Source organism: Serratia rhizosphaerae, assembly GCF_009817885.1.
GTDB classification, from domain to species: domain Bacteria; phylum Pseudomonadota; class Gammaproteobacteria; order Enterobacterales; family Enterobacteriaceae; genus Serratia_B; species Serratia_B rhizosphaerae.
Genome location: NZ_CP041764.1, coordinates 2,001,335 through 2,014,813, shown reverse-complemented (window position 1 = coordinate 2,014,813; position 13,479 = coordinate 2,001,335). Strand labels below are relative to the sequence as shown.

Sequence of the window (13,479 nt, the reverse complement as noted above, 5' to 3'; positions counted from 1 at the left end):
GTGCGTCGTCGTTTCTCTATGGCGCTTGCGCCGCGTTTTTATTCCCTTGCGATGAGTATTTCACGATGGTATCTGCTCCTGCTAGTTCCGCTCTGCTGCTCCGGCAGCGAGTATTCGCCTTTACGGCCTTGTTACTTGGCGCATCGTTGCCGACTTCCAACTTTCTGATGAATGTCGCTCTGGGGCTGGCGGTGGTCTGCCTGCTGTGGCAGCGGGATTGTCGTCAGTGGAAGGCTGTGGCGGCTCATCCTCTGGTATGGCTGCCGGCGCTGATCTTTGCGCTGTTGGCGCTGTCGCTGCTGACGCAAAGCCATGCGTATGGGGCACAGATGGTCGGCAAGTATAAAAAGTTACTGTATGTGCTGCCGCTGGCGCTGTTTTTTTTGGCCGATCGCCGTCTGGCGGCGCACTTTCTCCGCGGTTTTCTGTGGGCCAATGCGCTGATACTGGTCATCAGCCTGGCCGGCGGCGCCGGACTGGCGACACGCTGGGGCATCCCTCCTGAAAACCCGACGGTGTTTAAGCTGCAAATTACCCAGAATGTCTTTATGGCGTTGGCCGCGCTGGTCTGGCTGACGCGCGCCGTTGCCGGCCATCGCGCGCGCCGCTGGCTGTACGGTGCGCTGGCGTTGCTGGCGGCGGCCAATGTATTGCTGATGGTGCAGGGGCGAACCGGCTACGTGGCGCTGGTGGTCGGCATGGGGATCTGGCTGCTGCTGACGCTGCGCCGCCGGCAGCGGGTGGCCGTTATCGCCTGCGGCGTGCTGGCCGTCGCGATGCTGATGCTGATCCCGAATCTCGCCATGGAGCGGCTGGCGCTGGGCGTTCAGCAAGTGCGGCATTGCGTACTGGCCTCTGCCGAGACGGCTTATCAGGCCTGCGACAACTCCATGGGACAACGTACCGCTTTTGCCCGTGAATCGTGGCGGCTGATTCAGCAGGCGCCGCTGCTGGGCAACGGCGCTGGCAGTTTCTGGTACGGCAACGCGGAGACCGGCTACAGCGTGCATAATCCGCACAATGAGTATCTGCTGGAAACGGTGCAAAACGGCCTGTTGGGCCTGGCGTTATTTATTGGCTGGATGTGGTGCTGCTATCGTGTGGCCTGGCGACAGCCGGTGCAGCGGCGTAACCTGCTGGTTGCGGTGCTGTGCAGCTATATGGCCTGCCACCTGTTCAACTCGTTCCTGCTGGATTCCTCCGAGGGGCACCTGTTCGTGGTGATTGCGGCATTGCTGGCGGGGTGGGCGGTGACGCCGCGGGAGATGACGGATAAGAATAGTCATCCTGCGAATAAGGAGGGCTAGTTTCGCCATGCTGTCCCGCATTTATAAACCGTGAGGAACAATGGCCCGCTTACGCCTCTCTCTGCGGAGAAAGCATGAGCGGGGACGCCATATTTTAATAGACGAAAATAAGTAGTGCTTAATAGTAAATAAATAGAATAATTGATTGGCGAATGAATTCTTCTGACTATCCGATGCGAAATGAAATTTAAGATTATTTATATTTATTGTCTGATTGGCCCTGAGGGGTGTATGTGGTAATTCACTGAAAACGTGAAGAATAAAAGCACGAGCTGCTGAATGGATGCCTATTGCTAAGGCATGGCTTGCTTTTTGATAAGCTGGGAGGATAATGCGTCGAATATAAATTTATGAAATGGAATTCATAGCATGAAAGGGAATTTATCCTCGCTGTTATGGCGGCTGCCGCTGCCTGCTCCGCTGGTGGCCGCCGGTTTATTATTGACGTTTTCTATGCCGGCACATAGCGCGCCGGCGCCAGACAGCGTATTACAAAATGCTGCCGCGCGGGATGCGCAGGAGCAGCAGCGCCAGCAGGAGCGTGAACGCGCGCTGCAGCAGCAGAATGCGCCGCAGAGCGACGTACGCCTGAGTCGCCCCGACGTCGCGTTGCCCGATTACCCGTCTGATGAACACCCCTGTTTTACCATCAGCCGCCTGCAATTGGTCGGCGAAGCGGCCGGACGCTTTCAGTGGGCGCTGGACGCGGCGAAAGATGCCGAAGGCCGCTGTCTGGGCCAGCAGGGCATCGTGCTGGCAATCAATAAGGTGCAGAACCGCATTCTGGCCGCAGGTTATGTCACCACCCGGGTGATGGCGCAGGAGCAGGATTTGACCCGCGGCGTGCTGACGCTGACGCTGCAGCCCGGCCGCATTGCCCGCGTGCGTTTTGAGGAGGGTGTCTCCTGGCGCGGACGGCTGTGGAATGCGCTGCCGGCGTCGGCCGGCGATATCCTCAACCTGCGCGCGATTGAGCAGGGGCTGGAGAACTTTAAGCGTGTGCCCAGCGTCGAGGCCGATATTAAAATCGCCCCGGGCGACCAGGAGGCGACCAGCGACCTGCTGGTGAGCTGGAAAGAGGGACGCCCGGTGCGTCTGAGCCTGGGGCTGGACGACAGCGGCTCGAAAAGCACCGGCCGTTATCTGGGGTCCGCCACGCTGGCGATTGACGCGCCCTTTGCCCAAAACGATCTGTTCTACGCCAATATCGGCAAAAACCTGTTCGAACACGGGCCGTTCGGCAACCGCTCACATACGCTGAACTACGTTTTCCCGATCGGCTACTGGAGCCTGGCCGCCAACTATAACGATTACACCTATCACCAGAATATCCCCAACGCCAACGAAGTGCTGAGCTACAGCGGTAAAAGCGAAAACCTGCAGCTGACGCTGTCCCGCCTGCTGTTTCGTAACCAGTCCCATAAGCTGACGCTCAATATGCGCGCCTATCGTCGTCATGCCACCAATGCGGTCGACGGCTACAACATTGATAACCAGGAGCGTCGCACCGCCGGTTGGGAACTTGGCCTCAACCAGCGCAGTTACCTCGGCAGCGCCACGCTGGACGCCAACCTCAACTGGCACCGCGGCACCGGGGCCTTCGGCGCCAAACCGGCGCCGGAAGAGGCAATGCACAGCGGCAGCGCCCGCGTCGGCTTCGCCATGGGGGATGTCAGCCTGAACCAGCCATTCGCCCTGGGGCAGCAGCCCTGGCGCTATTACACCAGCCTGCGCGGTCAGTGGAGCGCCAATGCCCTGACGCCGCAGGAGCGGATGGCGATCGGCGGCCGCTACACCGTACGCGGCTTCGACGGTGAATTATCGCTGTCCGGCGAGCGCGGCATGGTGTGGCGCAACGAACTGGCGTGGAACGTACAGTCGCGAGGCCATGAACTGTATACCGCGCTGGACTACGGCCGCGTGGGCGGCCCCAGCGCGCGTCGGCTGGTCGGCAAACAGCTGACGGGGGCGGCGCTGGGCGTGCGCGGCGCGCTGTGGCGGCGCTTCAGCTATGACCTGTTCGCCGGCGTACCGCTGAGCAAGCCGGATGCGTTCCACACCTCGGGCGCCACCGCCGGCTTCAGCGTCAATCTGGAAATTTAATCTGCCGGATGGCCACGGGCTGTTCACTGGATGGATCTTTTACACGGACGTGACTCATGAATAAACATTGCTATCGCCTGATTTTTAGCCGCACCCACGGGGAGCTGCGGGTGGTTTCCGAACTGGCGCGCAGCTGCAGCGCCGAGCCCGGCCAGAGCCGCGGCGGGCATGCGCCGCGCCTGTGGGTGACGGTGCGCCGGGCGGTGTGGCTGCTGGGGCTGGCATTGTTCACCGGCCCGGCCTGGGCGGGCGGCATCGTGGCCGATGGCCCGGCGGGGCAGCGCCCTGAGGTGATCGCCACCCAGAACGGACTGCCGCAGGTCAATATCACCGCGCCCAACCAGGCCGGGGTGTCGCATAACAAATACCAACAGTTCGACGTCGATCGGCAGGGCGCGATTCTCAATAACTCGGCGACGATGACCTCAACCCAACTGGGGGGCATGATCCAGGGCAACCCGAACCTGAACCCCAACGGCGCGCCGGCGCGGGTGATCCTGAACGAAGTCAACAGCAATAACCCCAGCCAGCTGCGCGGCTTCCTGGAAGTGGCCGGCGGCCGGGCGCAGGTGATCGTCGCCAACCCGGCGGGGATCGTCTGTAACGGCTGCGGCACCATCAACGCCGGGCGCATGACGCTGACCACCGGCAAACCGCAGCTGAACGCCGACGGCAGTCTGGGCGGTTATCAGGTGGAGCGCGGCATGGTGCGCATCGAGGGCGGCGGCCTGAACGGTGACGCCCGGCATGACACTGAATATGTCGATATTCTGGCGCGCGCGGTGGAAGTGAACGCCGGCGTATGGGCCAAACAGGGACTGAAGGTGGTGGCCGGACGCAACCGCGTCAGCGCCGACGGCAACACGGCGACGCCGCTGGCTGCCGACGATAAAAAACCGGAACTGGCGATCGATATGGGCCAGATGGGCGGCATGTACAGCGGCTATATCCAGATGATCGGCACCGAAGCGGGCGTCGGCGTGCGCAACCAGGGCGGCCACCTGCAGGCGAGTAAAACGCTGACCGTCAGCAGCGAAGGCAAACTGAGCTGGCAGCCGGCGCAGCAGGAGGCGGTCACTCAGACCGGCGGCGATATCCAGCTGGCCGCCCGCGATGATATCGACTACCACGGCAAGCTGCACAGCGGCGGCACGCTCTCGGTGCAGAGCCGTGACGGCGAGCTGCGCCAGTCCGGTACGCTGGCGGCGGCCGGCGACGTGCGCCTGAACGCCGCACGCGGCATCCGCAGCAGCGGCAACCTGCTGGCCGGCAGCGACATTAACAGCCAACTGGTGCGCGAGGCGGATCTGACGCTGGCCAGCCAGGGCGAGGTGCAGGCAAGCGGTCAATTACTGAGTAAGAAAACGCTGAAGGTCAGCGGCCGGCAGGCCGATCTCAGCCAGGCGACGCTCAGCGCGCGCCGTGCGGAAGTCAGCGCTACGGCAGGCGGCGTGGCGCTGCGGCAGACCACGGTGGACAGCCGGGAACTGGCGCTCAGCACGTCGGGCGATATTGACGCGCAGCAGGCGCACATCAAGGCTGGGCGCTGGGACGTCAGCGGCAATAACCTGTTCGGACAAGGAGCGATCTGGTCGCAGAGCGGGGACGGCGACAGCCGTTTCGCGCTGGGCGGCACATTGGACAACAGCGACGGCAGCATCGAGGCCCGACGGCTGCAGCTGGATGCGGCGTCTCTGAATAATCAGCGCGGGCGTTTGGTGGCGCTGGATGACGCAGCTCAGCGCTGGCAGATCGGCGGCTTGCTGGATAACCGCAGCGGCGTATTGGGCGGCAACGGCAGTCTGACGCTGACGGCGGGTGAACTGCATAACCAGGCCGGCGTGGTGCAGAGCCAGTCGGCGCTGGATCTTACCTCGGCGGCGGGGATCGACAACGATCGCGGTCAGCTGCTGGCCGGCCGGCAGCTGATGTTGAACGCCGGCGGTGCGCTGAGCAACCGCGACGGCGATATCAACGCTGCAGGGGTGCGGCTGACGGCGCACAGCCTGAACAACGCGCAGGGTCGGCTGGTCAGCCAGCGCGGGCTGCAGCTAACGGCACACGAAGGGCTGGACAACCGGCAGGGGCTGCTGGAAGCGGGCGAAGAATTAACGGTTAACAGCGCGGGCGACTGGGATAACCGCGACGGTCGCGCTACCGGCGGAAAACGGGCGACCGTTGCCGTCCGCCAGATCAATAACGACGGCGGTAAACTGCAGTCCGGCGGCGCGCTGACGCTCAGCAGTACCGGCAACGTCAGCAATCAGGACGGGTTATTAACCGCGCAACAGGGGCTGAGCTGGCAGGGCGGTGAAGGCAGCCTGTTGAACAACGACGGCGGCAAGGTGCTCAGCGACGGCGATCTGTCACTGCAGGGCGGCAGCCTGAGCAACCGGCAGCAGGGACTGATGCAGAGCCGACAGGCGCTGACGCTGGGCCTGGACGGCGGCTGGGATAACCGGGACGGCACGCTGCTTGGCGGCGGGATGACGCGGGTGCGCGCCGGCAGCCTGCTGAACGCCGGCGGCGCGGTGCAGTCGCTGGACGCGCTGGATATGCAGTTCACCCGCCAGTTGGATAACGGCAACGGCAAGATTTTCAGTCAGCTGTCGCAGACCCTGCAGGCGGAAGAGCTGCTGAACCATCACGGCTGGATGGGCAGCCAGGGCGGCTGGTCCGCCGTCGCCCGGCGTTTTGACAACCGGGACGGCAGCGTACAAAGCCAGCAGGATGCGCAGCTGGCAAGCGACGCGTTGGACAATCAGCGCGGCAGCATTCAGTCGGCGGGGGCGCTGGCGCTGCATATCGATCGGGATGTGGATAACCGCGGCGGCAAGCTCAGCGCGCAGGGGCGGTTGGAGGTGCGCGGCGCAAAAGCGGGCGACGCCGTCGGCACGCTGCAGAACGCGGCGGGCCAACTGTTGGCCGGTGGCGCGCTCAGCGTGGCGGCGCAGCGCCTGGACAACCGGCAGGGCGGCCTGCTCTACAGCCAGAGGGCGATGCGGCTGAACCTGAACGGCGCGCTGGATAACCGCCAGGGGCAGCTGCAGAGCGGGGAGCAGATGCAGCTCGACGCGCAGTCGCTGCTCAATGAAGGCGGCACGCTGGATGGCCAGCAGCAGGTGGCATTGCGCATTCTGGGGCTGCTCGACAATACCCGTGGCGCGATCAGAAGCAACGGTGCGCAGCAGGTTACGGCCCAGCAGGTGGAGAACCGCGAAGGCGTGTTCAGCAGCCGCGGATCGCTGGCGCTGCGCGCCGGACGGCTGGATAACCTGAACGGCACGCTGATCGGTCAGGGCGACGGCGACTACCGTATCGACACGCTGAATAACCAGCAGGGCAAGATTCACAGCGGCCAGACGCTGACGCTGCGCGGCCAGCAGCTGAACAATCAGGGCGGACAGCTGGTTTCCACCGGCGCCCAGCGGCTGGAGTTGGCGCAGATGGATAACCGCGGCGGCGTCGTCACCAGTCAGGAGCGGCTGACGCTGCACAGCAGCGGCGTTAACAACCGCGACGGCGGCCTGCTGATGGGCACGACGCACACCGAGGTGAGCGCGCAGACGCTGGATAACGGCGGCGGCCGCCTGCAAAGCGCCGGTTCGCTGACGCTGTCGCTGCTTGATACGCTGAACAACCAGCAGGGGCGCGTACTGGCCAACGGCGCGCTGGCGATTAACGGCGAACAGCGCGCCGTCTCCGTCCTGAAGCTGCTGAACCAGGGCGGGCTGATCCAGAGCGGCGCCACGCTGGCGGTGGACGCCGGCACGCTGGACAACCAGGGCGGCACGCTGCTGAGCCAGCAGGCGTTGACGCTCTCGCTGCAGCAGGATTACACCCAGCGCGCCGGCGATACGCTCAGCAGCAATGAAGCGCTGACGCTGACGCTGGCCGGCGGCCTGACCAACCTGACAGAGTGGCTGCTGCCGGGCAGCCTGACCGTCAACAGCACGCATATCACTAACCTGGGTTCGCTGGTGGGGAAAACGCTGCGGCTGACGACCGGCGCGCTATTGAACAAGGGGCGGCTGGAAGCCGACAGCATGACGGTCGACACCGACACGCTGGATAACCTGGCGACGGTGATGGGCGATGACATCACGCTGCGCGGCAAAACCATCGACAACCACGGGCGCGATGCGGTGATCGCCGCCACCGAGCGGCTGCAGCTGCAGGCCGGCGAACGCCTGAGCAACCGCGACGGCAGCCTGATCTACAGCGCCGGCAGCCTGCATCTGGGCAGCGGCGATCTGATCGAGAACCGGGCGAGCAACATCGAGGCGGACGGTGACGTGACGGTGGAGGCCAAGCGGCTGGACAACCTGCGCGAAGGGCTGGAGATTGAGCGCGAGGCGGAAAGCAGCGACTACAAGTGGCACCGTTACAACTACTACTGGCGCTCTTACGACTCACCGGTTAACCCCGATAAAGAGCCCATGGCGCCGACCACGCAGAATCTGACGTTCCGCGATGACGCGGCGGCGGCAAACAACCCGTACGGCACCCTGTTGGCGATTGACCCGGCGGGCAAGCGCGCGCAGGTGCGGGTAAAAAGCGCGAAGGGAGAGATGCTGGACCTCTGGGTGAACTACCTGGCGCTGAAGCAGAACGACGACGGCGGCTACGCCATGACCTTCTACGAGACGCGCGGCTTCCGGCAGAACTACGTGCCGACGCCGTACCACAATACGGTGTGGCGCGAGCACGATCGCGGGCGTCTGGAGCAGTGGGATCCGGAGAAACACCTCGATATCGTCAACGCGCCTTTTGTCACCGATTACAACAACTTCCGCGAGCGCACCGCCACCGGCACGGTCACGCGCGACCGGCTGGTTTCCGCCGGCATCGGCGGGCAGATCCTGGCGGGCGGCAATATGGTGCTGCGTATCGCCAGCCAGCTGTTGAACGACGCCAGCACCATCGCCGCCAACGGCAACCTGACGATTGACGGCGACGGCAAGGTGATCAACCGCGGCTATTCGGTTAATGAGCGGCGTCAGGAATATATCGTCGACCACTATGACAAGGACACCCATCACTGGTATCCGACGTTTAACCGCGACGAGACCACGGCGCTGACCACCATTGACGGCATCATCAGCGGCAACGGCAGCGTCGCCATTCGCGGCGCCAGCATTGAGAACACCACGGTCAATCAGGCGCAGATCGGCAGCGTGGAGGCGGCGCAGAAGGCGGCGGAGGCCGAACGCGCGGAGCTGGAGCGCAATCCGCTGGCGGTAACGGTTGACGGCGTGGAGTGGCAGTCCGGCGATACGCAGCTGATCCCCGGCGGCCGGCCGTTAACGCCGGGCGAATTGGCGTTGACCGACAAGCAGCATCTGGGTGACGTGGCGACCTCAATCCCGGACAACGGCCTGTTCCGCCAGCATCTGGAAGCGGACAGCCCGTATCTGGTAGTGACCGACGAGCGTTTCACCAGCCGCAGCAAGTTTATCAGCAGCGATTATATGCTGCAGCGGGTGGGTTACGATCCGGCGCAGGTGCATAAGCGCCTGGGGGACGGCTTCTATGAGCAGCGCCTGGTGCGCGAGCAGATGCTGAAGCTGACCGGCCGGCCGTCGGTGCGTGGTGAAGACGCGATGGCGCAGTACCAGCGCCTGATGAACAACGGCATCAAGGTGGCGCAGGACTTCCAACTGGTGCCGGGCGTGGCGCTGCGTCCTGAACAGATTGCGGCGCTGACGCAGGATATCGTCTGGCTGGTGAGTGAGACGGTGCAGACCGCCAGTGGCCCGCAGACGGTATGGGTGCCGAAGGTTTATCTGGCCAATAACACGCTGCGCCTGAACGGCGACGGCGCGCTGATCGCCGGCGGCGAGCTGCAGCTGTCGGCAGACAGCATCCACAACGCCGGCAACCTGTTTGCCGATCAGGCGCTGACCATCGACGCCGGCCAGTTTATGCATCAAAGCGGCGATATCCGCGCCGACCGCATCAACGTGCAGGCAGACAGCCTGACCATGAGCACCAACCTGCAGGACGCGCTGCGCCAGGCGTCGATGAGCGCCAATGACATCAGCCTGATCGGCGGCGATATCCGCCTGCAGGGTGCGAAGCTGGACGCGACGCACAACCTGAGCCTGAGCGCGCGCAACAACCTGGAGATCGGTGCCGCCAGAAGCAGCCACACGGCGGATCTGCAGGTGATTTCCGGCGCGATGGGCAACCGCACCAGCGGCGGGCTGGAAGAAGCCGGCTCGCGGATGGCGCAGGTCAGCGGCGAGTGGCAGCAGGCGCTGGGCAGCACGCTCAGCGCCGGCAACAACCTGACGCTGAAGGCCGGGCAGGATATTACGCTGCAGGGCAGCCAGGCCAAGGCCGGCGGCCAGCTCGGTGTACAAGCGGGCGGCGACGTTAAGCTGCTGGCGGAGAGCACCACCAACCGCACCAACCTGAAGGCTGACAGCCGCACCTCGTCGGTGAACAACAGCCGTGAGGAAGAGCGTCTGCTGCTCAGCACCCTGAGCGGCGACCAGGGCGTGACGCTGACGGCGGGCAACAACCTGCTGGCGGAGGGCGCGCAGGTTGACAGCCAGGAGGGACACATCGGCCTGAGCGGGCAGAACGTGACCATCAAAGAGGCGCGGCAGCAGGTTAACGACCGCGACAGCGAGAACAAACGGGTCGGCAAGACCAAGAGCCGGCGCGAGGAAGAGAGTTCGCGCAGCGAGGCGCTGGGCAGCACCTTCAGCGGCCAGAACGGCGTGACGGTGGTGGCGCGCGACGGGGATGTGACGGTCACCGGCAGCACGCTGCACAGCGACGACGGGGCGATCGCCCTGCAGGCGAAAAATGACGTCATGCTCAACAGCGCCACCGAAAGCGAGGCGATGTACTCGGAAGAGCGCTCCGAGAAGAAAGGCTTCCTGAAGAAGCAGAGCAGCCGCACGGTGAAAAACGACCGGGTGACGCGCGAGAAGGGCAGCCTGCTGAGCGGCGACAGCGTCAGCATCAGCGCCGGCAACGATCTGACGGTGAGCGGCTCGGCGGTTGTCGCAGACCATGACGTCAACCTGCAGGCGGGCAACAACGTCGATATTTCCGCCGCCACCGAGACCGACGCGCACTACCTGCTGGAAGAGAAGAAAAAGAAAGGGCTGCTGAGCGGCGGCGGGCTGGGCTTCACCATCGGCAGCCAGTCCAGCCGGCATCAGATTGACGAGAAGGGCACCACCCAGAGCCAGAGCGTCAGCACGGTGGGCAGCAATCAGGGCAACGTGAACATCACGGCGGGCAAGCAGCTGCATATCGGCGGCGCCGATCTGGTGGCCGGCAAGGATATGACCCTGAGCGGCGACAGCGTGCAGATCGACCCGGGCTACGACCAGCGCACCCGCACGGAAACCTTCGAGACCAAACAGAGCGGGCTGAGCGTGGCGCTGTCGGGCGCGGTGGGCAGCGCGCTGAATACGGCGGTGAGCACCGCCCAGCAGGCGCGCAAAGAGAGCAGCGGCCGGCTGCAGGCGCTGCAGGGCACCAAGGCGGCGCTGTCCGGCGTACAGGCGATGCAGGCCAATGAGCGGGTCGGACTGGAAGACGGTGAAAAAGGCAGCGGCTTTGCGGTGAGCGTATCGCTCGGCAGCCAGAAGTCTTCGTCGACGCAGAAGCAGGAACAGAGCATGGCCAGCGGCTCAACGCTGAATGCCGGTAATAACCTGACGGTGACCGCCACGGGCAAACACGGCGAGGCGGGCAGCGGCGATATTGCTATCGGCGGCAGCCAGCTGAAGGCCGGGGGTGACGTGACGCTGGACGCCCAGCGCGATCTGCTGCTGAGCGGCGCGGCGAACATGCAGAAGACCGAGGGCAGCAACAAGAGCAGCGGCGGCAGTGTGGGGATGAGCCTGGGCGTGGGCAAGAACAGCGGCCTGAGCATCTTCGCCAACGCCAACTCGAGCAAGGGTTCGGAACACGGTGATGGCACCAGCTGGAACGAGACCACTATAGACAGCGGCAACAAGGTCACGTTGCACAGCGGGCGCGACACCACGCTGAAGGGCGCGCAGGTGAGCGGCGAGCAGGTGAGTGCGGACGTCGGGCGCAACCTGACGTTGCAGAGCCAGCAGGACAGCGATCGCTATGACGCGAAGCAGACCAGCGTCAGCGGCGGGGTGAGCGTGCCGATCGGTGCGGGCAGCGGTTCAGCGAACCTGAGCGCCAGCCGCGACAAACTGCACAGCAACTACGACAGCGTGCAGGAGCAGACGGGGATCTTTGCCGGCAAGGGCGGTTTTGACGTCAAGGTGGGCGAGCACACCCAGCTGGACGGGGCAGTGCTGGCCAGTACGGCGGACAAGGAGAAGAACCGGCTGGAGACGGGGACGCTGGGGTGGAGCGACATCCACAACAAGGCGGACTTTAAGGCCGAGCACAGCGGCGGTTCGCTGAGCACCGGCGGCCCGGTGGGTAAAGATCTGCTGACCAATATGGCGGGCGGTATGCTGTCGGGTGCTAATAACAGCGGCCATGCGGAAGGCACCACCCAGGCGGCGGTGAGCGAGGGGACGATTGCCATTCGCGAGCAGGATAAACAGCAGCAGGACGTGGCGGAACTGAGCCGGGATACGGAGAATGCCAACGGCAGCATCGGGCCGATCTTTGATAAAGAGAAGGAGCAGAACCGGCTGCGGGAAGCGCAGCTGATTGGCGAGATTGGCGGTATGGCGATGGACGTCATCAGCACGCAGGGCGATCTTATCGGGCTGAAGGCGGCGAAGGAAAAGCATCAGGGACTGAGTGCGGATGAGCTGCGGGAGACGAAAGAGTACCAGGCGGCGATGAAGGAGTACGGCACGGGCAGCGATCTGCATAAGGCGGCGCAGGCGCTGACCGGGGCGCTGACGGCGCTGGCGGGTAATAACCTGGCGGGTGCGCTGGCAAGCGGCGCGTCGCCGTATCTGGCAACGGAAATCAAGAAGCTGACGACCAATCCGCTGACCGGTGAAGTGAATGTTGCGGCGAATGCGATGGCGCACGCGGTGCTGGGGGCGGTGACCGCGCAGTTGAACAACCAGTCGGCGGTAGCCGGCGGGTTGGGAGCCGGCGGTGGTGAACTGGCGGCGCGGTATATTGCCGGCCAGCTGTTCCCGGGCAAGAAGGCAAGCGAGCTGAGTGAAAGTGAGAAGCAGCAGGTGAGCGCGCTGAGCCAGTTGGCGGCAGGACTTGCGGGCGGACTGACGACGGGCGATACTGCAGGTGGCGTGACGGCGGCGCAGACCGGGAAGAATGCGGTTGAGAATAATCTTCTGGGTGGAAATGAAGAGACCCAGACCAAGTTCGTGCAGGAACATGGCAAGAATATCGCGTCTTGCAGCACTGACCCAAGCTCAGCATCCTGTCAGAAAGGGCTGGCGATGAACGATGCGCTGATGGTGGCGCTTCCGGCGGGTCTTGGAGGTGGTTTACTGGCAGCGGCTACCCCTGAAATAGCAGTGGCTGCAAGAGCAGCAATACAGGCGTGTGCAGGTAATGTGGTGTTGTGCCTGAATAATGCCGGTATCCAGATGTCGGAAGCCATCGTGCCGGGCGGTGTTGGGGCTGGCGGTGCGGTAGGTATCGGCAAGACAGCGGCAGAGGCGACGGCGGCTAAGGCTGAAGCTGTGGCGGCTAATGCTGCTAAGAATGTTGGAAAGGGTACAACGGGTTCTTTAAGTGGCCAGCCAACTAAACTGCCACCGAATGCCTCAGCAGAAAATATACGTTCACTGCAACGAGAAAATGAGGGGGCTGCGATCCTGTCTCAAAATGGTTATCATGTTGAGCAGAATCCTGTAACTCCGGGGGTTAAAAATCCAGATTATAAAATTAATGGTGAGGTGTTCGATAATATCGCCCCTAAAACAAACTCAGTTCGTAATATTTATGACCGAGCTTTAGAAAAAGTGAATAGTGGTCAAACAAACAATGTTGTTATCAACTTGGCAGATACAAAAGCAAGCGTTAGTGATTTGCAAAAACAATTTAGTGATTGGCCAATCAAAGGATTAGATAAGGTTATCATTATCGACCAGTCAGGAAAGCCAATCCGAATTAAGTAAGGTGAAAA

The 13,479-nt window shown here is 63.3% G+C and carries 3 protein-coding genes; all 3 read left to right on the top strand.

The genetic code is table 11. The features are described from left to right. The first annotated feature begins 65 nt into the window (after positions 1-65). The 3 genes from FO014_RS09420 (at position 66) to FO014_RS23950 (ending at position 13,471) form a co-directional block, all read left to right on the top strand. On the top strand, positions 66-1,307 hold the full coding sequence (locus FO014_RS09420) for an O-antigen ligase family protein (RefSeq protein ID WP_160029212.1): 1,242 nt from the start codon (positions 66-68) through the stop codon (positions 1,305-1,307). Between the two features lie 369 nt (positions 1,308-1,676). Next, entirely contained in the window at positions 1,677-3,410 is a 1,734-nt protein-coding gene (locus FO014_RS09415) for a ShlB/FhaC/HecB family hemolysin secretion/activation protein (RefSeq protein ID WP_160029210.1), read from the top strand. Positions 3,411-3,466: 56 nt separating this feature from the next. Beyond that, positions 3,467-13,471, top strand: coding sequence for a hemagglutinin repeat-containing protein (locus FO014_RS23950; RefSeq protein ID WP_160029208.1), 10,005 nt, complete (start codon positions 3,467-3,469; stop codon positions 13,469-13,471). The last annotated feature ends 8 nt before the right edge of the window (positions 13,472-13,479 follow it).